Annotated in this window: 14 protein-coding genes, 5 pseudogenes and 1 CRISPR repeat array; of the genes and pseudogenes, 10 read left to right on the top strand and 9 right to left on the bottom strand. The window is 51.5% G+C overall.

The window, feature by feature from the left end; all coding sequences use genetic code 11:
- Nucleotides 1-30: 30 nt before the first annotated feature.
- Nucleotides 31-390, bottom strand: coding sequence for a hypothetical protein (locus EH209_RS18675; RefSeq protein ID WP_126664356.1), 360 nt, complete (start codon nucleotides 388-390; stop codon nucleotides 31-33).
- A gap of 33 nt (nucleotides 391-423) precedes the next feature.
- Here EH209_RS18675 and EH209_RS18670 point away from each other — a divergent pair, with 33 nt between their 5' ends.
- Nucleotides 424-828, top strand: a complete 405-nt coding sequence (locus tag EH209_RS18670; protein ID WP_126664355.1) for a hypothetical protein — start codon at nucleotides 424-426, stop codon at nucleotides 826-828.
- Nucleotides 829-1,256: 428 nt separating this feature from the next.
- Here the strand turns inward: EH209_RS18670 and EH209_RS18665 are convergent, their stop codons facing one another.
- Together EH209_RS18665 and EH209_RS18660 are read right to left on the bottom strand one after the other, a co-directional pair.
- The gene (locus tag EH209_RS18665; protein WP_126664354.1) at nucleotides 1,257-2,918 is read right to left on the bottom strand and encodes a hypothetical protein; all 1,662 of its coding nucleotides are present in this window, start codon (nucleotides 2,916-2,918) and stop codon (nucleotides 1,257-1,259) included.
- Nucleotides 2,919-3,164: 246 nt separating this feature from the next.
- Nucleotides 3,165-3,659, bottom strand: coding sequence for a hypothetical protein (locus tag EH209_RS18660; RefSeq protein WP_126664353.1), 495 nt, complete (start codon nucleotides 3,657-3,659; stop codon nucleotides 3,165-3,167).
- A gap of 348 nt (nucleotides 3,660-4,007) precedes the next feature.
- On the opposite strand from EH209_RS18660, the gene EH209_RS18655 reads away from it, so the two are divergent.
- The 3 genes and pseudogenes from EH209_RS18655 to EH209_RS25160 form a co-directional block, all read left to right on the top strand.
- Complete coding sequence (locus EH209_RS18655) at nucleotides 4,008-4,472, top strand: hypothetical protein (protein WP_126664352.1); 465 nt, start codon at nucleotides 4,008-4,010, stop codon at nucleotides 4,470-4,472.
- Nucleotides 4,473-4,802: 330 nt separating this feature from the next.
- Nucleotides 4,803-5,444, top strand: coding sequence for a hypothetical protein (locus tag EH209_RS18650; protein WP_126664351.1), 642 nt, complete (start codon nucleotides 4,803-4,805; stop codon nucleotides 5,442-5,444).
- Nucleotides 5,445-5,580: 136 nt separating this feature from the next.
- Nucleotides 5,581-5,985: pseudogene (locus tag EH209_RS25160) on the top strand (DUF6884 domain-containing protein); the annotation flags it as partial.
- Between the two features lie 301 nt (nucleotides 5,986-6,286).
- Here the strand turns inward: EH209_RS25160 and EH209_RS18645 are convergent.
- Together EH209_RS18645 and EH209_RS18640 are read right to left on the bottom strand one after the other, a co-directional pair.
- Entirely contained in the window at nucleotides 6,287-6,778 is a 492-nt protein-coding gene (locus EH209_RS18645) for a hypothetical protein (protein ID WP_249038841.1), read from the bottom strand.
- Between the two features lie 409 nt (nucleotides 6,779-7,187).
- The gene (locus EH209_RS18640; protein ID WP_126664350.1) at nucleotides 7,188-8,588 is read right to left on the bottom strand and encodes a lamin tail domain-containing protein; all 1,401 of its coding nucleotides are present in this window, start codon (nucleotides 8,586-8,588) and stop codon (nucleotides 7,188-7,190) included.
- Nucleotides 8,589-8,652: 64 nt separating this feature from the next.
- On the opposite strand from EH209_RS18640, the gene EH209_RS25050 reads away from it, so the two are divergent.
- The 3 genes from EH209_RS25050 (at nucleotide 8,653) to EH209_RS18625 (ending at nucleotide 12,770) form a co-directional block, all read left to right on the top strand.
- On the top strand, nucleotides 8,653-8,937 hold the full coding sequence (locus EH209_RS25050; RefSeq protein ID WP_343132694.1) for an HNH endonuclease: 285 nt from the start codon (nucleotides 8,653-8,655) through the stop codon (nucleotides 8,935-8,937).
- 177 nt (nucleotides 8,938-9,114) lie between these two features.
- Nucleotides 9,115-10,701 carry an HNH endonuclease gene (locus EH209_RS18630; protein WP_126664349.1) on the top strand — a complete coding sequence of 529 codons (1,587 nt, stop codon included), beginning with the start codon at nucleotides 9,115-9,117 and terminating at the stop codon, nucleotides 10,699-10,701.
- A 707-nt stretch (nucleotides 10,702-11,408) separates the two neighbouring features.
- A complete protein-coding gene (locus EH209_RS18625) occupies nucleotides 11,409-12,770 on the top strand; it encodes an HNH endonuclease signature motif containing protein (protein ID WP_249038839.1) in 1,362 nt (453 codons plus the stop codon).
- 23 nt (nucleotides 12,771-12,793) lie between these two features.
- Here EH209_RS18625 and EH209_RS18620 read toward each other — a convergent pair whose 3' ends face one another.
- Complete coding sequence (locus EH209_RS18620; RefSeq protein WP_126664348.1) at nucleotides 12,794-12,979, bottom strand: hypothetical protein; 186 nt, start codon at nucleotides 12,977-12,979, stop codon at nucleotides 12,794-12,796.
- 97 nt (nucleotides 12,980-13,076) lie between these two features.
- On the opposite strand from EH209_RS18620, the pseudogene EH209_RS24720 reads away from it, so the two are divergent.
- Together EH209_RS24720 and EH209_RS18610 are read left to right on the top strand one after the other, a co-directional pair.
- A pseudogene (locus EH209_RS24720) lies at nucleotides 13,077-13,475 on the top strand (hypothetical protein); the annotation flags it as partial.
- Nucleotides 13,476-14,891: 1,416 nt separating this feature from the next.
- A pseudogene (locus tag EH209_RS18610) lies at nucleotides 14,892-15,082 on the top strand (DNA-binding protein); the annotation flags it as partial.
- 266 nt (nucleotides 15,083-15,348) lie between these two features.
- Nucleotides 15,349-16,820: a CRISPR direct-repeat array (repeat unit 30 nt; unit sequence GTTACAGACGGACCCTTGTGGGGTCGAAGC).
- Between the two features lie 434 nt (nucleotides 16,821-17,254).
- Here the strand turns inward: EH209_RS18610 and EH209_RS18605 are convergent.
- Both EH209_RS18605 and EH209_RS18600 read right to left on the bottom strand, forming a co-directional pair.
- Nucleotides 17,255-17,821 (bottom strand): annotated as a pseudogene (locus EH209_RS18605) (site-specific integrase); the annotation flags it as partial.
- Between the two features lie 110 nt (nucleotides 17,822-17,931).
- A complete protein-coding gene (locus EH209_RS18600) occupies nucleotides 17,932-18,708 on the bottom strand; it encodes a hypothetical protein (RefSeq protein WP_126664347.1) in 777 nt (258 codons plus the stop codon).
- Between the two features lie 296 nt (nucleotides 18,709-19,004).
- On the opposite strand from EH209_RS18600, the pseudogene EH209_RS25045 reads away from it, so the two are divergent.
- Nucleotides 19,005-19,193 (top strand): annotated as a pseudogene (locus tag EH209_RS25045) (DNA-binding protein); the annotation flags it as partial.
- A gap of 462 nt (nucleotides 19,194-19,655) precedes the next feature.
- Here EH209_RS25045 and EH209_RS18590 read toward each other — a convergent pair.
- On the bottom strand, nucleotides 19,656-21,905 hold the full coding sequence (locus EH209_RS18590; RefSeq protein WP_164722080.1) for a DUF4209 domain-containing protein: 2,250 nt from the start codon (nucleotides 21,903-21,905) through the stop codon (nucleotides 19,656-19,658).
- Between the last annotated feature and the right edge of the window lie 483 nt (nucleotides 21,906-22,388).

The following is a 22,388-nucleotide window of genomic DNA, read 5'->3' as shown; positions in this document are numbered from 1 at the left end:
TTGCAGAGTATTCGGTTATGTTAATTTCTATCAGAAGTCGAAGAGAGTTGTTTGCTCCTCGAAGTCGTACGGATCAGTCAAAACCTCTCGGTATGGGTCATAATTCCTGCGTGCATCATGATTTTCTTCGATTGCACGGTCCACGAACCACGCCCGGAATTGCTCGTATTCTTCACGCGGCTGCAGATAGTCCTTCACGTCAATCGTCTGGAATTCGCCAAACCGGGCGAAATAGACACCGACAGTCGTGATATCTGGGTACGGCGTATCTGCACCGGAACTATCTATCTCTGCCGCGACCAGCTCTCGATGGATGTCGTTGAGAATGTAGTACGCAAGAAGCTGCCGCCAGTACCCGGGCTTGAACGATGGATCTTCCGTAGCCTTCACATCAACTAACGTCTGGTCGACGATGAAATCGGCGTGACCCTCGAGGATGTTCGCGAAACAGCTCGAACCGAGCCAGATTCTTACCGAAGCTTGGTTGCTCTTTCGATCTTAGCTCTTCGTGAACTCGATGACCAGATCGTAGATACGCCGGATTTCGGAAAAGGGAAGCAGATCGGTCACTCGTACCTAATGGGTCTTGAGGATGTCCCGGACGTTTTGGATGCCTGGAAATACGAGATCCTACCGCTACTCGAGGAATACTACTTCGGGCAATTCGATCGGATACGAGAGGAACTCTTCAGGGGTAGTGGCGATCGGTTATTCCACTGGGAGATGGAAGAGATTGCAGATTTTACAGCAGATGATCTCCGTCGCACCCTTGCTAAACTCGAGGGGATCACGCTCGCGGAACCAGAAACAGAATCGGAAGAAGATTAAAAGCGGATGGAGCATCATCGCTGGTTTTTTCGATTTCTTCTAACCCCTCATAATCAGTCATAATACCCTTCTCACCTTAGTTCCGTAATCTCTGATTCTGTTCGCTAATTATGAAATCTTCAACACTGGGCTTAATGTCGACGGCGTCACGGTTTTGGTGAATTCGTCGGTTGGTCATCTGTTATCCGTGCTGCTGAATCTCCGTACCGGAGATCTTATCCATCTCAGGCAGGTGGAGTACGGGAACACCCACCCATTAGACTTTAGATATTAAATACACTTAGTAACTATCCAGATAAGAATGGTCTTAGGATTTAGTGAAGGTAATAGTAGACGATAATATTTTCTATCTAAAGGAATGTAATTGTCTTCAAGAGATAGTCGATATCGATTCTAACCCAGAACTACTGCTCCTTCAAGATAGATCCTTACGGAACAGAATACAGGACATTCTTGTCCCTGTATTCGATCAACCGGTATAATTCTAAGTCAGTGATGAATCGGACTCCTTCTTTCATGACGTAGGATGGGATAACGTTCGAAATGACATACTTCTTAACCTCTAATTCGTTCCACTCCTCCGGGATCTCCTGTTGTTCACGGTCACTCTCATTTAGGCCGACTTGCGAACTGAACGAGTCACCAGGGTTCAGATCTCGCCACGCTTCAACTTTCTCCGGGAACGGTTTACCCTCTGCTTCTCGATCAGCTCCCTCAGGAGTTTCATTGAAAATGAGACGATCGAATTTCTCATTGAGGATTCTGATCCCTTCTGGCCCGTTAATGCGGATAGGTGGTAGTAGGTATTTCACCTCGATAAATACAATACGGTCATCAAAAATGCATAAGAGATCGATTTCTTTCGGGTTGTTACGGGTTATCTCGGCACCGTGGTAACACTCAACCCCTTTCTGGGTTAGGAAGTCGTAGAGATTCCTCTCATACACTTCACCTCTTTCTGCAGTCAGGCTAGTGAGCAACTCATGTCCACTGCTGTATTCACCGTTTTTCAACAAGGGGAAGATCTGGAACTTCATTAGTCGAGCAAAAGCTCGTGGATAGTAGATCTTCGTAGTTGGTACGTATCGATATCGACATGGTCCAGTACGCTGTGGCTCAAGAGTATCTAGCTCAAAGAGGAACGGATGAGCGTCTAAGTTATCCTCGCTCACAATAATTTGATCCTTGACTTCGTCCCAGCTATCGCTGAAAGCTTGCCGACCACACCTATCTACTGCCTCTGGATCTATCGAAGGTACAAAACTTTCTTGATGAATCCTACGCCGGATTTCATCGGAAAATAAGCAATCAATTCGATTCAGGAACTCTTCGATGTCGAATATTGTGATCTTGTTGGGAAGGCGGGTATAGTAAACGTCACCCACCATATCATCAGATGATGCTATAAGACGAAGCGATAGAAGCAACTGGAACCAGGCATCTGCGAAATCTCGTGGTGTTTCTACGTTGGCAGGGTCTGTCTTATCGACTGCTCGGAGAACATCTGCAACATAGCTATAATCTTCAAAATCTTCTGGATCACCGCAAACAACGCTCTTAACGCATCTTTCGAAGCACAGACCATATTCTGACTGGAAGAGTTCATAATCAGATGTGAAATCTTCTATTCTGCCAGTGAACCCATCTTGTTTTATGCACACGGCGAACTTGTCTCGGGCATCTTGAAGGGAAGTAATAAGGTCTGGATATATGTCTTTGACTACCTGTATCTCCTCCAGTTCTTCGGGATTTCGCAGTAATTCGTTGCCAAAATTGGTTCCTTCGTAGACTTGTTTCACTATGTATGTTAGGTAGCCAAATTCATTGAAGGGGAGTCCTCGTCCTTTTTCGCTAGTGAATTCGTTGGATACTTGGTTTAGCCGTGTTATCAGATAGTATAGCAGGTTTGATTTGCTATATTCTTGAATAATCCCAATTATCTTCTCATCTGTGAAATGGTCTTTGAGAAGCCAATCTGTCTTAGCATTGACTACCGGTTGAGATTCAACAGGACGACCTTGACAGCGAGGACAGAAAAGGGAATCATCCACAGACACGCAAAGTAAGTAACCGCAGTCCTCACAGGGCATACAGGTTTCCTGTCCCGGTTCCCATATACCTTTTTCGACAGCCGAGATCTCCCATACAATAACGTGTGCGGTATAGAGGTTAATCGTGAGTTTTCTATTTTTTGACTTGGGATCAATTGCTGCAGGATCACCTATATAAAGAACACTTCTAGAATTGACCTATATGTCTAAACAAGTCAACTAGAACTTGGAGAAGAATACAAAGACAAACTCCAAGAAGACTACAGATAGATAGGTTACCTCTTACTATCGGTCGGGCAATGTATTCTCAACTTTAGAGCCATAACGCGGTTCGAGCCCGAGAAACCGGTCATAGAATTGGTCGGCGAACTCTATACTTCTTTCAATAGACCACTTCGCACAGCCAGAGCTCAGACACTTCGTTGGGAAGAATTCCTGAGAGTCGCTTGCTAAGGGATTCAACTCGAATTTCCCTTGAAGCCGACTTCCGATCTCGTGTTCTATATGTTCAGAGTCGTTGGAGGGTTCTGGCGTAATCCAGTCTGGTTCATAGTGGACAAAGTAGTTCCGTAGTGCTTGAATTGTATCTATGTCCTGAAACGGTTGGCTCCCCGTATCAAACGGCTCGTTCCCCGAGTACACTAACAGAAGCTGGTACTTCTTCAGTGTCGGAGGCCTGGATGAAAACGGGTTTTCCTCGATCCCGTCCAGTTCTTGAAGGAGATCAGGGAAATCCCAGTCATCAACTACATCTTCTACCTCGGTAATTGTTGGCCTCATTTCTCCTTCTGCAAGAGCAATTGCCTCATTCGCTGAACCTTCAAGGAAGGAAATTGCGCCGATTATTGAGTGGACTACGTACCCTTGGTGAACGAGATGGACTGGTACTTCTTTGGTTCCAATATCGTCTGTCGAACAGTCATTGTCTTCTACACGTTCCTCGATCTTGGCCGCCTTTCGAGTGAAAAAGCGGCCCAGCGAAGATGATACGAGGCATAACTGTGACTCATTTTTACCATGGAATAGCTTTTGTTGTCGGTTTAGTTTAGTGTTGCGAAAAATATATCTTCTAATCTAGAAAGGGGATTCCTGGTTGGAGATTAGAATGGTTCCGACAGAACGTACTCTATGAGTATAGCACTAACAATAAGTAGCCTTGCAGATGTCGTTCCTTTAGTGATACCAAATTTTGACAGGATCTTTGAAAAGATAGAATCCGCAAAAATAGAGGTGAAAAGAAAACTCTTCGAGGTGAGGGAAGCAGCAGTACCTCGGATAGAGTGGGCATGGAGAAAAGCAAGGGAAAAAAGCTGGGAGATCTATTTCGTCGTTTTAGGGCTAGTAGTTATCGCTCTGTGCTTACTTGGAATAGAAGAGTTGAACATGGCAAGATATTATGCGATGAATCGAGCAACACCTGCTCTGCGTGATGCTAAGTTTCAACCAGGAACTCAACCAGATTTGATGGCTCAGGGAAGTATCAACGCCCTCTGGGCGACTCTTCACGCAGCGTATGCAGCAGCTTATTTCTCTATCGCGTCGATTCTGTTAGGTGGTAGTTCATTGATTTACTCGCTATTCGGAAAGCAATAGTAGACTACCGATTTGACATCATTTTGTCAGCCTAAAATATATAAACGATAGATATTATTGTGTTTTCATATCAACGAAAGAGTTTGAAGTGAAACTGGCCGAGGTACACAGTGATCTTGGCTACAACGACGTACTCATACTACGACCGGAGACATTCGGAGACGTATTCACCGACAAACGAATCGAGTTGATAGATCAGTTGCTCGAGGAAAATGTGGAATCAATCTGGCAGTTAGCCAGAAGGTTGATCGAGACTATCCGAAGAAGTTGTATTATCGGTATATAGAGATAGAGGTTTAATACAAGGGACGGTGACAGCTTTCTTGAATCATGGAATACGAATACATGATCGATCCATCGTCGCTCATCATTGAGTCTGAGTTACTTGCTCTTCGAGCAAGGATTGAGACTGCTGAGAAACGTATGCAAGAGGAAGGTGAAAATGAAAGACTTCTGCTTACTATTCCAGAACCATTCTTAGAGGATTTAATGGAAGGAGATACACCTCTTAGAGATACTTCACATGCGAAATTCTTTGCTAGCGACGACGATAGGATTGCTACCCGCGAGCAAATAATGAATTTTCTGGAGGACCATCGTTGGGATAATTCGTTTGGGGAGACTGAGGATCATCCGTTCACAGATCAAGGCTACCATGAACGGATTGCCGCTGTCCTTGACTGTATCTTAGGAGTAGTAGAGGATAGCGAGAGGAAATCTTGGCTGGTGGCAGCTAGAAGGAAAACCATTAATGCATTTACTAGAGCCGAGAGGTGGGTATTAGAAACAGGGACGGAAGCTGCTGAGAATGTTCTTTCTAATTTCCTCAAATTAGAAGATGACGAGGAAGTTCTAACATCAAAGAATGTGGCTGTAACACTTGGAAAATTCGCCACAATAGGTATTTCAGCAACGGTCTCGCCACCTGTGGCAGCTGTAACTACCACTCTGATGTACATGATCGACCCCTGACGAACTCTATCTTTATCTCTGCACTCTTCTACAAGATATATAAACAAAAGGATAGAAGTACATCACGTAAGGTGATACACGGATCGAGAGCGGCATCTACATACTCATCGGCTGCGGCTGACAAAAACAGGAAGCCAACGAACCAGTCCCAGCTAAAGACCTCTACACCAGTTCGTACTTCAAATGTAAACAACGGTATGCCAAGGCCCGCTCTGAACCTGGTATCGAGGAAACAACTGGCTGGACTATTCTCTCGGCGAAATACGACGTACTCTGGCCGAATATCGAGATCGAACCCTACGACACCACAATCGAAGACTTCGAGGACGATCCTGCACCGATCGAACCAGACGCCTACCAACACACCAACTATCCGTGGGATGAGCCACTATACGAAACACGGCTCGACTTCTGGACCCGACGTGTCCACTACGGATTAGCCTCATGGCTCGGCTTCAAATCTGGATTCCCCGAGCAGGATCCTCACTGCCACCGACTGGAGGTCTTGGCTGCAGCCGCTACATTGAACCACTACAGGTGAGCAACGTATTCGAACCGTTCCCGTTTGATGTCGAGTTCCCCTTCTAGGAGCAAGACTTCAGCGGGATCGGAGAGCAGATGGCTTGGTTGAAAGAAGAGGCCAACCGCCTCGAAGAGAACCCGTCAGGGCAGACCGAACTCGAGGACTGGGACTCACCAGAGTATATGTAGCAGTCAGATCTCGAGAGGTGGTCCCAGTGACAGAGAAATATTCACGATCCTGAAGACGTACAGTCCGGTCAAGCGGCACGGGTCAAGATGCTCGCCGACTTGTCGGTCACTATCCTCAGCGGAGACGGTGGTCAAGTGTTCGCGCTGTCAGCGTCCTCTTCGTAGAATTCGGCGGCCCCCTCTGCCGTTGAGGTTGATGTCTCGACCGGTTCGTCAGCACCGTCCTCAATGTAGAGAACCTCGAATGTCTCGGGTCGAGAGTCTGCGTTGTAAGCGTATTTGCCGAGAAGTACACTGATTACGGTTCGTTCACCGATAAATTTACCAGCAGTGTAGGCCGTCTCATTGAGATCCTCGTCGTCATCCGGGTCAGTGTAGCCCTCTGGATACTCAATCACCATTTTCGCCTCACTTCCATCGTTAGTATAGCTGCTGATCCCACCCTCAATGTATAGTTCGTCATCCTCCTCAGAATTGTTTAACATCGTGATACCTTCGAGAAGATTCTCAAGTGCCTCTTCATGCCGTTCCTCAGGGACATCTACCTCGAAATCGTACGCGTCAAAACCTGTACTGTCGTTAGCCCCATTATCTTGCGCATCCGAGCCGTCCTCAGACTCCACGGACTCGCCGGCATCCGAATCAGTCTCCTCCCCATTATCGTCGTTCCCAGTTAGACAACCTGCGAGGCCGATCCCACTGGCGAGCGTTAAGAGCGATCGTCAAGATAGTTGGCTCAGCATACCTTCAAGGTTCTCGGATATAAATGATAAGTATTGGCAACACGGCGAACACATGTTTCAGAACGCCGTAGTGTTGTTCCTGCCATAGGAGATGCTATGAAAACCTCGCTACGGGAGCAATTTGCAGTACGCTAGCCACTAAGTGAGTAGTGGAGTTTCGAGGCGAACTCTGGCTGAATAGAACTGCCGGAAACACGGTTTTGATACAACTTCCTACGGACACACGTCGGCAAACCCTCTCCTCGGAATATGCGCACGAGAGGCGAAAGTCCGTATGTACGAACTACTGCTAGTACTCTCGATTGATTACGGTTTTACCGTCAGCATTCGTTACGATGATTGTATCTCCACTATTGTTCCAGATTGCTCTACCAGATCCCCAGTATAGTTCTGTCTCAGAGTTCGACCCGCTCCCGCTGTAGATGGTTACGGACTCACCCGATTCAAGCGAGAACCCTGATGGGAAGTAGAAGGTATGGTCTGCATCGTCGGCAAGAGTCCAACCAGTCATATCGATAGACGAGCTACCTTCATTGGTCAGTTCGATGTACTCACCGTTGAGATTTTCGTGGTCATTTCCTGCCGCCTCAGCATGGATATTCGAAACTATAAGATCTGAATCACCCCCTCCATCAGATGGTGGATTTGAAGGCTCTGAGTAGTTCCAGACGCCAATATCGTTGTTACGCGCCTCAGATTCTGCTGACTGGTACGTCGAGCGCTGCGTGAACTGAGTATCGTACATCCGTGCATATCCGTTTTCGATGAGTCGGAGATTGAATGACTTTGACGAAGACTCTGACTGGGATGCATACACGAGCAGGCGGTCATACGTACCACGCCGGTCGGATTCCGAGTCTACTTCAATGTAGATTTCTTGCCCGCCAAGGCGTTCTTCTGCGTAATTGCTGGCTTCAGCACCCCACTGTTCTAACCACTCTCGTCCATCTGCGTTATCAGGGATGTCTTCCCACTCCGTCGGATCTGTTCGGCTGGCAGTTGTTTCAGGAGTATCAACGCCTAATAGACGGATCGTGTCTGTGCTGCCGTCTGGCATCCGTACGTCCATTGTGTCTCCATCAGTCACAGAGAGAACTGTAACCGCCCATGAAGTCTTCTGACCGCTGTCTGTAGCGTCATCAGGAGATGAATTAGATGTGGAACCGTCTGATGAATCGGACGTAGAGTCATCAGGAGTTGAATCAGATGTAGAATCATCTGGTGGATCAGACGTGGAGTCGTCAGAGGATGGATCAGATGTAGAATCATCTGATGAATCGGACGTGGAGTCATCAGGAGATGAACCAGAATCGTCTTGTGATGATTCAGATGCTGAATCAGGTGAAGTCGTCGAATCGGATGGCGATGTTGGTGCATCTACTCCCTCTGAAGATGGAGAATCAGCCGCCGGAATTAGTGCAGCACCAACAACAAATCCGATGAGGATGAGCCCGATAAATGCACCTCGTCCTAGTGTACTAAGGTCAGGACCACCCGCCGAATCGACAGCATTTGTGATGAATGGGCGAGTTTTAGGAATTAGAAGTAGGGAAGTGACGAGAAGAATTGGCCCACCAAGTAACCCTAATCCTCCTTCGAACATTCCTCCGAGACCGACCAGAAGCATGAGGAGTCCGAACCCATAGATACAGATTTGCTTTATCTGCGTAGTTTTAGAACTACCTGACATATGCTCCACGTATGTCTGCTACATCATCAATTCCGTTGGTATCGCTGATCGAGCTGAGGCAAGTGTGAACGGTGAAGGTCGGACAAGCGAATCACGATCTCGCACCGCATATCAGCGATCGGAGGTCGTTAGAAAACACGCGCTCCGAGTCGCTGACGGTGTGTGTCAAGGCTGTAGCGACGATGCTCCGTTTCTCACTGATGGTGGAGACCCTTTCCTCGAGGTGCACCATCTTTATCGGCGCAGTGAGGGTGGGGCAGACCATCCGAAGGATGTGATCGCACTATGTTCAAATTGCCATCGACGGGTCCAGCATGGACGTAATGGAGGCGAATTCAATCAAAACTGATCGACAAAGCAGAGGAATTGCATCCGAAATAGTTGACTGTCCTCAAAGCCTGGATTCACAGATAGTACAGACTCGTTCCGAGAATTGCCTTCTTCCTATACCTTAGAAGAGAAACCCGGAGATAGATGTCATACCCGTATATTCTTCAACGGTTGGTACTATAGTGCAGTATTATCAATGGCCACTGAAATATATCTCACACCTTGTAGCAAACAGGGAGGGGGCTCACGAGCGTATCACCATCTTCAACAAACTGTCTTAGATGGAGTCCATCTCGAGGATGACCGAGTCCCTGCTGCAAATCAGAACGACGAGAAGATCTCAGTATGGGGAGTGACGGAGGGAAACTACCAGTACTGGAAGCAACTCGAACAAGGGAACTATCTGCTGTTCTACGTTGGTGATTACAAGTACGAGTACGTCGCTGAGGTAATTGGGACGCGAGAGGACTCAGAACTGGCTGAAGAACTCTGGCCAGACTACAAGCCTGGCGAGACGGGTGGCAACGATCCAGGGGATCCGTGGAACTACATCATTTTCCTCAAATCGCCCGTTTCCGTTGATATCGACTCGGATGAAATTCATGGATTCGCTGGCCACGCAACGAACTATCCGCAGCGGTTCATGTCCTTGAACCAGCAGGCCCACAATGAGATTCGGCAGACGTTCGGGAGTCTGGAGGAGTACTTCGACGCTCGACGGCTATCATTCGAAAATAGCCAGATCACAAGTGAGAACTCAACCGAGTCGGAAACGGAATCAAGCCCGGAAGGGAACCGATCAGACCATACTCTCTGGTTGTTCAATATTCGGCCGGTCAACTGGAAGCGATGCGTAAACGGACCTCCTGATAACGAGGTTCACAGCAGACACCGTTCTGAACCATGGCATGGCCTCTCGTCGAGTGTAGCCTGGATGGCCGATGAAATGCAAAAGGGGGATACAGCACTGGTTCGCCAAAGTGGTCACGGTATCATGGGGATTTGGGAAATCACCGAGACAGTTCCGGTGAGAACTCAAAAGCACCACAATTGGGAAGGCGAGTACGAGCAATTCATCTATTGCCAGGGACTCGAATGTGAACTCGAGAACCCAGTCGACGATACAGAATTTTTTGAGGGTACAGACTTCGTCCGATTCAACTTAGGAGCGAACGAGTTGAACGAGGCCGACTCGAAAACCTTCTTAACAGAGATCAAAGAACGAGCTGACCTTACAGAAGACGCTTCAAGGCGGGTTGATGCAGAGTTGCAAGATCTCGGCATGGATATTGCATCCGGTCCTACTACTGAGGGAGAAGAATCAGCGGATCGCTCTAGTGAGGAAGAAACGGACTCGGGAGTGGTTGATCAGACCGAACGTGCTTCTGATCTCAAACCACCGGACCGTGTAAAGACGAAAATTTCTCGTGTCATTCGGAATACGACGCTTACGAGGCAGCTCAAACAGCTATACGATTCTCGGTGTCAGGTGTGCGATGACCAGCGCAGGCAATCGGTATCTAAGATGTATGCTGAAGCACATCATATCCAGCCTCTCGGAGGATCGCCAGCTGGTCCCGATAGTGAAGAGAATGTTCTCATTCTGTGTCCGAACCATCATGCTGATTTCGATTACGGGATGATCGAAATCGATCCAGAGTCACTGAAGATCAGCCACAAGTACGACGAAGAAATTAATGGCTCGACGCTCACCATTCACGAGGATCATGAGATTTCTCGAGAGTTTATACAGTACCACAACAAGGAACTCTCAGAACTATAGTTGATGAACTGCACCGATTAGGAATACAGAATCATCCTGACGGTTTCTCTTCCGGATAGGTAACAGGGTTGATCAACGATATCTCCTAGGTTCCAGTGTCCGTTTGCGTGATTCGAACGGGGTGCTTCTTTATCGAGCCCTCTTCATCGACCAATCCAAGCGCCCGAAGCTCGCTTTTCGGGAGCACGACACCGCCCGACGTACGACCAACTTGTGTCAACTGGTGGATCGGCATGACTATATTTTGAACTGGTTCTGAATCTGTTTAAACATCAGTCTCACCAGTACGTTCGATCAGGCACAAGGGGCTAACAGTGAGAGAACGAGACGTGCTGAAGACGCCCTTCCTGACCTGATTTGTCCAAATAACCGGACTCATCGAAACCCTCGAGTCACGAGTTCTCCAACTCTCTACTTGACGAACGTCGAGCACGGATCCACACTCGAGTAACCCGTTCAGAACAATAAAACAGCTACCGAGTCTGACGGTACTGTCGCATTTTTCCAAGGCCACCGATACTCGGACTGCAAGAAAATCCCGCTACGTCCGCTTTGGAAGACTGATCCACTTCTGTAGTTGAAGCTGTAGGTTTCGTCTCAAGCCCGCTAATCGTGATTTATCCTGTGCCGGTATCGGCGGCTTCGAAATGAATAGACTAACTCACCTGAAGAAGAACATTCAACCCCATGACTTAGCATCTACCACCATGGCAAACGACCGCCGGATGACTACCGATCGCTTCTTTGGGGGCGTTGGGGAGCGACTCGAAAACCTACAAGCACTATTCAAATTCGTCGATACGACCGAACCAGACAAAGCAGAACTCCAGGACTGGCTCGAATCAAACACAGCTGCAAAGAGCGAATCGACGATCAAGGCGTATGTCGGCTTCCAGCGTTCCGTTGGCCTGCTCGAACTCGAAAAAGACCAGTACCAAACCACACCTCGCGGAGCAACGTTCGCAGACACCGGTGACCCAGAACTCATCTTCGAGGCCCTCCTCGAGAATGTCGACGGCTTCGAGACGATTCTACAGACACTCGACAACGAACAGACTACCACGACAGCGATCCAAGCAAGCCTCCGAGAAGCATACCCGGAATACCAACTCCCGCAGGCAGTCGTTGGCAGACACCTTGAGTGGCTCCAAGCAATCGATGCGATCGAGAAACAGCAGTCTGCCGACCGATACGAACTAACCTCCTTTGGAAAGCGACTACTCCAAGAAAAACTCGACCAGAAGCCGACGATCGACGATCTCGAGATCGGCAGTACATACGACCGCGTCGAACTCCACGAAGCGTATGGCGGAGCGCGATATCGTGGGATTGCACCATCAGCCGACTATCCCTACGTTTTTCTTTTCACAGGCGACTCCGGAACGGAACACGGTTACAAGGACGAATTTCGCGGAGATACGTTCATCTACACCGGCGAAGGCAGAACAGGCGATATGGAGATGACAGGTGGGAACAAGGCGATTCGCGACCACAAGGAAGACAGCTGTGAACTCCACTTGTTCGAGAACAATGACGAAGCCTGGAGCGTGACCTATCTTGGACAGTTCGAGTGTGTCGATTGGTTCGAAGAGCAGCTTCCAGACACAGACGGGGATCACCGCAAAGCAATCCGTTTCAAACTCGAGCCAGTAGCAAACGAAGTCGAATTTACTGATCCGGATTTGGGTGCAGTCGATACAGATGAGCTCTACGAGAGAGCTACGGGAGCAGCGAGAACTGATGACGAAGCTACCCAGCAGACAACTGTCGAAACGACACGAACTATATACTCCAGGTCAGAAGCCGTCAGAGAATACGCACTGCGCGTTGCTGATGGCGTTTGCCAAGGCTGTGGAGACGAGGCGCCATTTCTCGGCAATGACGGCGAGCCATACTTCGAGGTACATCATCTCTACCGTCGCAGCGATGGTGGTCCTGATCATCCCGATAATGTCATTGCTCTCTGCCCGAATTGTCATCGACGAGTTCACCACGGGAAAGATGGCGATGCGTTCAATCAGGAGCTTATCTCGAGGGCTGAGAACGTAGAGAGTGATAGTGGTAAGTAGGCAGTCTCTGTCTGCGTGACCTTCTACTTGGCGCCGATCTCGAGCGCTTCGTCGACCTCGTATGGACCGACATCGTACTCGAGGAGGCGATCGGCGGCCAGCTGCCAGGCCCGTTGCGAGAGTTCAGGATCGACTCGCTCGTAGTGGACTGAGAACTCGGTCAGTGCAACAGCGATCAGCAGATCGTCTCGGCGCCGGTGATTGGACATCACTGCTACTGGCCGCGGCTTTCTATATAAACAGTGGCACGAGAAAATACTGGATAGCCGATGTGACGACGAAGACAGCCAGTTCCGAACCGACTAGGTACAGCTCGCCGCAAAAGAGATCGCTAGCAACTACTTCAGGAAGGAGTATTAGGACCACACTGGGCGGTCTGACGCGATCATCCTCGAGATAATCTCCGACGACGGCGACCACGAGTATCTGATCGTCGAAGTCAAAAATAGTGCTAACGAGGATACGATCCGACGCGGGATCAAGGAGACACTCGAGTATCTCGCCTTTTTGCGCCTCAATGAGGAGTACGTTTTCGGGCGTGACGACGAAGAATACTTTGGGTCCGGGTGGAACGGTCTGCTCGTGGTCCAGGATCTGCAACGAGAGACCGCATCGCTCGAAGAGCAGGCCGATAGTGAGATCAAGGTGTTACAGGCCTCTGAACTCGAAAACCAGTTAACACAGGTACTCAAACGGAAATTGTGATTCAGTGGCCGCCCTGAGTGAAGGGGTTGTGCACTCTGATCGAAATAAATCCCCAGATTGAGTAACAACTTAAGTACGATAGTCTGCATAGTTAATAATACCACTAAAAATTCAGTACCCTCGAACAATAGGGTGTAATTATGTGATTTCGAGGAAATAGCATCTTTGAATGGAGGATATCGGTCGTAATTGTCTCATCACTCATGTCTATGTGGATGTCTACCTTCGGCGGGAGTACTTGTCTACTAACATTCACATGACTTATATTATGGCTTTGCGTAGTGATGCTATTCTCCTGCCCTTGGATTTGGTTTGAAGAACCTGACGCGTCCAGCGGTTCAACGCCATTGACTGCAGCGATGTCTGCTACAGTCTTTCCCTCAGAAATCGTCAACGACGTTTGGTCACCCTCCTGGGTCGTGAGTCCGGTCTCTGTAGACGAGCCACTGATGCGGAAATATCCTGACTCAATAACGGCATTGAAATTACCGACAGCAGCCCTGGAAAGACTGTAAGTATCCTGTCCGATTTCGTCTGGCGTCGCATTGAGTACGAATTTGCCGTCTTCTACTTGGATTCCACCATTGGGATCCAAGCCTACTCGACCGCTTCTATTTCGAACAAGCGGGAATCGCAATTCTGGCACGAGGCAACGAGAACATCATAAGAGTTGCAGCATGGCTCCAGAACCTCTTCCTTGATTCTTACCAGCCCATCACAGAGTGGGAAATCGCTGTTGATCGCTCTGATACTCCGCAGGAGATCCGCTCTTTGCCCAGGATTGGATCCTGCCCACCCAGAGACCCAATCCGAACACACCTACGCTGCGGCTAGGTCTGCTTTCACCGCAGCAGGAGACGGCCACTGTCCCAACGGAGTGCCGTCTTTACTGAGTGAAAGTGTTTCACCAACTGCCGAGAAGACACCGTCTTCCGGCTCAACGTCCAATGCTTCTCTCAATCGCTCACGGTTGGGGTTATCAGAGTAGTCATCGAGACTCCGCGACTATCGTGTTTGAAACTCTGATGAGAGAGTTACATCCGCCCCGTCCTCAGTAGGTCGCAAGATCCCTTGACGGAGAAGCCGACTTCAAAAGTCGGCTTGCTCCTTAGTAGACTTAGTCTGTGGTGACTGAGGAGCTTCCTTATCGAACCACTGAAGGACCCGATCTGGGAAGTACCGCTTCATCAGTTTTGGAGTTCCAGGAATCAGGAAGCCCCGAAGGTAGATCGTGCCTAGCGACAGAGTAAAGACCACGACACTGAGTGGCTCCGATACGAAAGCCAATACGATGCTGATACCGACAGCGATAGTCACGTTGACTATCGTACAGGGTTCACATCGGTTCTCGCCCGTATACGCGTCTTGCTTGAGTTGCGATACGACACTCACTGGTAATCACTTCTGTAGGTCATGTTACTAAACGCGCTCCACTGGGAAGACATCCCGCTCGGTCCAGACGGCAGCGGTGTCTACGTCGCGGATGACCACTTCGACGCCGTCATTCGAGACAGCCCCGTGGAACTCTACGAGGATCCGACGCCGCGCCTCGAGGCGAAGTCAGACAACCTGTGATGACGATGTTGCGGGACGTGGGCGAGATGGCTGACCTCAACGACACTCGTGGAGACGAGGACGGCCGACTCGTCGCCGCCAAGGAGATACGGCGCGTGTCGTCACCGACGATGGCGAGAAGAAGCACCTCCCGGTTGAGAGAACTGTCTTCGATGATGATCCTGCCGCCGACGATCAGTCTTCTGACCGTTCCCAGTTGTTCCATCGACCCCCGGGGGTTCAGCGGTTATCGCGGGTCGACGAAAACGATGAAGTGTGAACAGCCAATAGAGCTGTTTACGTGGTCTAACTGGCCATGGTTACAGACGGACCCTTGTGGGGTCGAAGCGATGTCGATTGGGGTCCGCTGTTCAAACTCAGCGAGTTACAGACGGACCCTTGTGGGGTCGAAGCTCGGACATCCTCATCGTGGTAGTCACAGCCCATCGTTACAGACGGACCCTTGTGGGGTCGAAGCGAGCGTCCGAAGCTCGGCCTTGGTCCAGTGGTCGCGGTTACAGACGGACCCTTGTGGGGTCGAAGCCTCTCAACTCAGAGGCACTTTGCTGCGTGCGGTCACGTTACAGACGGACCCTTGTGGGGTCGAAGCGTGAGATCGGACGCCTGGGGCCGAAGACATCCACACGTTACAGACGGACCCTTGTGGGGTCGAAGCGAGTACGCTGCGACGTCGCCGTCGTAGTCGAGCTGTTACAGACGGACCCTTGTGGGGTCGAAGCAAATTCAGCACGCTCGACATTCGTATCAAGTGGGCGTTACAGACGGACCCTTGTGGGGTCGAAGCCCGATCGCCTGGCGGAAATCCACACCGTCCTGGGCGTTACAGACGGACCCTTGTGGGGTCGAAGCCGGTGTACGGTCCTGCGAGACGCCACGACACCAGCACGTTACAGACGGACCCTTGTGGGGTCGAAGCTGCAACATCGGACGTCGGCCGGTAAAGGATGCTGCGTTACAGACGGACCCTTGTGGGGTCGAAGCTCAGAACGGTGTCTTTCTGAAGTCCATTCGAGGTCGTTACAGACGGACCCTTGTGGGGTCGAAGCGACTTGTGAGGAGACTTTCGAAGAATCGTTAGAATGTTACAGACGGACCCTTGTGGGGTCGAAGCGGCACCTGCTCCAGTAGGTACTGAACGAGGTTACTCTGTTACAGACGGACCCTTGTGGGATCGAAGCGAGTACGACCTCTATTTGCACGGGACGGACTTCGTGGTTACAGACGGACCCTTGTGGGGTCGAAGCGGTTATCTCCGTCGCCGGAAGCGTTCGCTCGGCTAGTTACAGACGGACCCTTGTGGGGTCGAAGCGATAACCTCGGAGCGCACAAGCGGCATTGCGAAGGGTTACAGACGGACCCTTGTGGGGTCGAAGCCAGGTTGAAGACGAGTCCGCTGCGGTCCACATCACTGGTTACAGACGGACCCTTGTGGGGTCGAAGCGACAGTGGTCGACGTGGGACGGCCATGTTTACGCCTGTTACAGACGGACCCTTGTGGGGTCGAAGCGGATTCGGGACGACAAACTTCGGTTGGGATAGTACCGTTACAGACGGACCCTTGTGGGGTCGAAGCGAGACGCCATCGGCCAACCAGATCGATATCGACTGGTTACAGACGGACCCTTGTGGGGTCGAAGCTCAGAAGAACCGCCGTTCGAAGACGTCGACCCAGTGAGTTACAGACGGACCCTTGTGGGGTCGAAGCTCGAGCAAGAAGGAGCGGAAGATGGCTACCAATGCGTTACAGACGGACCCTTGTGGGGTCGAAGCCGGACTCATGGACCTTGTGCGGCAGAAAGAACGGCAGTTACAGACGGACCTTGTGGGGTCGAAGCTGCGGAGGCGACGCGGGAAGTCGACGTCGAGATCGTTACAGACGGACCCTTGTGGGGTCGAAGCGATATCGGGATCATTGCTGATCGAGGAGTGCCCGCAGTTACAGACGGACCCTTGTGGGGTCGAAGCGAGGGCACGCCGTTTGTCTCAGCACAAGTTGGACAGGTTACAGACGGACCCTTGTGGGGTCGAAGCCCGTCTTCGGGCAGTACGTCCGCGATTTCAACGGCGGTTACAGATGGACCCTTGTGGGGTCGAAGCGTGACACCAGTAGCCTCTGCACCAACCAGCGCGGCAGCGTTACAGATGGACCCTGACGGGACTGGACCCTACAGTTGACGCTACATTCGAGATTTCGTGAATTATGGTTACAGGTCAGGAAGGTAGTCGTGGCACTGTTCTGCCTTTTCGCGCGCATTTCGGTGGTCGTAATGCCGATCGAGGATATCGTCGCTCGCATCGAGACGGTCGCCGACGACTCGACGCGGCACATCCTTGCGACGGTAGGCCGTCACCCGACCGCTCCGGACATCGTAGGGCGACCTCGAAGACGGACACTTGCTCGCCTTCGCGTAGTACGTCGCCTCGCACTCCGCCGGGTCACGATCGTACGGGCACTCCGCACCGCGCCAGCAGGGACGGGTGAGTCCGTACATTGTATCTCGGAGCGTCGAGATAGTGGGACGGCCCGATCTCGTCGTCAGCAACGGCGATCGCCCGTGATCGTCAGTCACGTCATCCCGCGGACCGTCAATGTAATCCTGAAGCACACCGGCGACGGAGCCGGTGATGATGTTCCACCATTCGCTCTTCTCGCCCTTCTTGAGCGGCGTATCCGTCTCCGGTCGGTGGACAAACTGGAGTCCAGACGAGTCGCTCTCGAGGTCGCAATCGAGAAGATCGTCGAGTGATCGAACACCTCCCTCACGCGCGCCCGCGAGATAGCGGTTATAGCTACTAGCAGAGGTGCTAAACTAGACAGAGACCTTCGTGTGATTATAATAGAATTTCTGAAAGTTGGTTATCGATTCACACTTGAAGGCGACTACAGATTGGAAAGTTGTTCTTCGATCGCATTGGCCGTACACTTGCTCAATTTCCCCGTGTGGTCACAGGCCTTAGTGACCTCGCCACCACACATGCTCGTAATATGGTCGTCACTCTCACCGATATCGTCGATGTCCGCCGGACTTGGACACCAGGAACGTCGTGGTTCGTGCCACGTCGCCAGTGGAGATGCTTCGTTAGTTAGTCCCATGTCAGTGTGAATCGTTCCAAAACTGTTGATGTCTCTGCTATCGGGTGCATTCCCCATCTGACCTTCCAACACCGGCCGCAGCATAGCCGTGATGATAAGGTTTTTGTGTGTCTGTGCGGGTGCGGCTCCGAACAGTCCATTTAGGATAGTGATGGGTTCGTTATCCTCCCTGAGAGGAACGTTATTGTGATTGCAACCTGGTTTGCTAGGTTTTGTAAATACGAGCATGTTCACCTGTCCTTCGTTGATATCCCCTCCTTCTTCGTCTTTGAATGTTTGATAGATATCCGAGGCATCACCATCGTAGACGGCGTCCGTCGTCTGGAACTGGGTGAAGTTTACGGTGACGTTCGAGTGACTTTCAATATCGTCAGCTGCGGCCCGGATTCTTCCTTCTTGGAAAACCTCATCAATGTTCTCATCAAGTTTGTCAGTAATCCACACCTCGATTGGGAGTTCCTGAGAACTAGCACTAACGACACTACTTCCCACGGTCAGTGCCGTGCCCGCAGTCATTGTACTCTTTAGTACCGTCCGTCGGCTGGTTACGTTATTTTCAGCCATCGCAGCTAATTTTATTCTAAATAAGTATTTAATAGTTAGGACGATATAGTTTATATTGATTAAATTAGTATAGAAATTTTATTCATATAATTATTTTTAGCAAATGTGGATTAGGGAATCAGTCCATCTGTCGTCCGAAAAAGGGCCCATCCGCATCAAACCCGTTTCGTGGCCGACATCTATTCGGTCGGTCATATGGGACTGAACCATCCGAAACGCCGATTCTCTGTTTCTGAAACACCGGGCGTTGAAGCTAAACCGAACCAGCCACTGGTTCCGGGTCGCCGCCTGTGTGAATCGACACGATCCTCTCGCGACTGAAGGCCGATAGCTTCGAGAACATCGGCACGATCGCCGCCGAGGCTCTCGAGAAGTGGTCGAAGTCGGGCAACGATCCGACGATCCTCCGCGGCGCCGAGTTGACCTGGAAGACTCCTGCCGGTGGGACGGAGACCGGATTCGTCGGCGCTGTCGCCGACCGCTGAACCGGCCTGCATAGTGATAACGCTACTCCCTTCACTTCATTTAGACAACCAGAGTTTCGTTAGCAGCTGATTTCCGCAATTTCTGTTGTACTCGGTCCCTCGAGGATGGGGTCGGCGCCGCGATCGCATCGCAACGCCGCGGGGTCGTTTCGCGCTGCGCGCGAAAGCCCCTTAGCGGGTGTCGCCAAGGCGACAGCGCCGAAAAATTACAGCGCACCATCCCCACCTCCGGACAAAAATCTCCAGTTGATCCAAACGAAACGGAGGTGCGGTTATCTCGCCCGGTGTCGTACTGCCAGCGGGGTCGGCCTGTCCCCACCTCCAAGGCATACACGACGTTCCCGGTGTGTGGTCGGGAGAACCCCGCCAAGGTCCACGAGTTGTGCTTCCCGCTGGAGAAGGCGGACTACGCGGGCGGCCCGGTTCGTAGCCCGCCGCTCTGCTTTCTATGCTGGACCGCAGTCACTCTTCGTCCACTGTGAAGGGTGATGTGCGGTCGGTCGCTAGTCGATCTGCCCGGTCAGATCCAATACCGGGAACCGCTTGGAAGGTGTCTTGGTCCGCGTCGAAGAACGCCTGTTCGCTGTCGAAGTGGTCGGCGACGCACCACGCAAGCGTTTCGCCAATGCCGGTGACGCGGGTGGCATGTTCGAAGATATTCAGGCATTCGTCGGTGGGGACGACCGTTTCTCCATCGATCTCTCTTGTCTTGATGTTGCCCCGTTCCTCAAGCTGCCGGAGCGCGATCCGGGTCGTGCTTTCGTCTATGCCGCGGACTTTCGCGTGTTCGATGATCGTGTCTTGTGAGGGTGCGTCGGCGGGGGAGGCGGTCTGGTCGTCAATTACGTCCGTGATGGTGTGGAGGACCAGGTCGTCTTGGTCGAGCCAGGTATAGTCGATGCTGTCCGGGATATTAGAGTAGTCGTCGCGGAGCCGGTCGATTCCGTCCCGGATTTCATCCCGGGTCAATCCGGTCCCGTCGATGAGATACCGGTGGATGCGGCCACGGTCGACAAAGAGTTCGGTGTGGTCCTCGTGGCCGTTTTCGCGGATGACGACCAGGGTGTGGCCGTCAGTGGAGGTGCCGTAGCCAATTATCTGCTTGTTCAGGTCTGTGAACAGGGAGAGGTCGGTCTCCTGGTCGTGCTGTGTGGCCGGGGAGAGGGTCCGCTGAGGAATACCGAAGTAGCTCAGATAGTCAGCACTGTTGAGTGTGATGAGGCATTTCAGAGTGTCGAACAGGGTCAGGACCGTGTTCAGGTAGTTCGCGTTCCGGTACCGGAGCTGGCCGTGGGAAAGCCGGTTTCGGAGGTTCATGCCTTTCCGGCTCGTGTATCGGTACCGGAGGTAGATGGCGTAATGGCGTCCGAATAGGTCGCGTCCGTCGATGAACAGTCCGCCGAGGAGTTGTTGTTGAGTTCCTTCGTCGATGATTGTGTATGCGGGTCGTCCAATAGATTGGAGGGTGTCGACGATTGTTGCTTCGAGATGCGGGACGAAGAGGAACAGCGCTTGGCGGTGGTTGTCTTCGTAGAGTTCGAGGAGTGCGTCGGTGAGGAATGCTTCTGTGTCGGGGGAAAGCGTATCGCCGATCCGGAATATGTGGATAATGTCGGATAACGTAAGATGGCCTTCCTTGATCAGGCGGTACAGCGCGTTTCCCAGCGATGACATCTTCCCTGCTGCGTGGTGGGCGTAATTGTTTGGGATTGACTCAGGGTCCGAGGGGTCAACGGAGAGCGTGTGTGCTTCCGGGGAGATGATCTGGCGGCTGACAAGCTGGGAGATGACGAACTCCTCTGTTGACAAGCGAATCTTGTTCGGGTCGGGGATGAGGCTGCTGGAGAGTGCCAGGCAGTAAAGGGCATACGAGCCGGATCCGGAGGCCCGTTTCACCTGCTTGAACCAGTCGACGTATACCTGGGTGTTGTGCTCCATTTCTTCGGCTACAGCCTGCTGGAGGCTTTCGCCCTCAATCCCGTCCACGTCTAGGTCGTCCAGGTCGAGTTTGTGGAGTTCGGTTTTGGTCCCGGTTCGGCGGGCTTGGAGGGCTTCCTGTTTCCAGTCGCGCTTCTGTTCGTTGCTTAGATATTCGGTGCATTCGGCGACGCCACTCTGGAGGATATCAGCCTTCTGCAGCTGGCTCTCTCGCCCGACGAGGTCGGCTTCTCTTCGGTACGAGTCGACGAGTGCGGTTTCCACGTCTGATATGTCGCGGTCGCATGCTCGTTTGAACTCGTGCAGCAGCCGGAGGAATTCTCTGAGCTGATTGAAGTGGTTGTCTGTTCGGTGGGCGTCTGCGACCATCTTGATGAGGTCTATCCACCGGTCTCTGTTGGGGTCCGGTACGTCGTCGATGTTGTCGATTGCGGCCTCAATTATTGAGGTGGTGAAGTTGACGGAGACATCTGTGTAGCGGTTTTCCAGAAATTCAAGTGCTTCTTCGAGTTCGTCTGTACCGTCGTGGCCCTGTAACCCTGCTTTGAGGCGGATCCGCCAATACTGATATTGGGCAGCGACGTTCACCCATCCGCGGTCCTCTGCGTCGGCGATGGCGTCCTCGAACTGGTCCAGTGCGTCACGGGCAGATTGGAATATGCCGTCGCTATACCAGTCCTCAAGGTTGTCCACGAGATCGGGCAGCAGATATTCACCGTCCATTTCGCCAAGGTGGATCCGGGTCTCATCGCTGAGTTCTTCCTCGTCTTCCACTGATTCGAAAAGTCGGTCTAACTGCAGAGCAAAGTGGGAACCTTCCCCGGAGTCTGCCCGTGCCCTGTCGAGCGCATCGAGTAACCGGATCATACGGAATACCGGGTCCCGAATTATGTAAAGGTGACTGACGTGTGCTACTCTTGAACTGATGCTCTACTCAGTCTGTCTGAGATGCTTATCCAACTCTGCAATGAGTTTCTCGACCTCGGCGACGGTGAGATGATCGTTGAATCAGCCGTTGCCGAGCCTACTCAAAATCGTCTACCTGAACGAAAGAGGGGAGATTGCCAAATGCCCCCTAAGGGGGTAGATAATTGCGCGGCGCGCAGAGCGCGCGCCGCGCTCGCGAAAAATTGAGCAGGCTGATATCGGACGTAATAGCGGGGCCACCCCACTGGTAGGACGTAACGGGACTTCGACAACCGTGATTGCCGAATATGCCTACGAGGGTTTATCAGTAAAGCCATGGCCAATCGTGAG

The sequence above is a fragment of the Haloterrigena salifodinae genome (genome assembly GCF_003977755.1).
Classification (GTDB): domain Archaea; phylum Halobacteriota; class Halobacteria; order Halobacteriales; family Natrialbaceae; genus Haloterrigena; species Haloterrigena salifodinae.
This window is presented reverse-complemented; position numbering and strand designations above follow the sequence as displayed.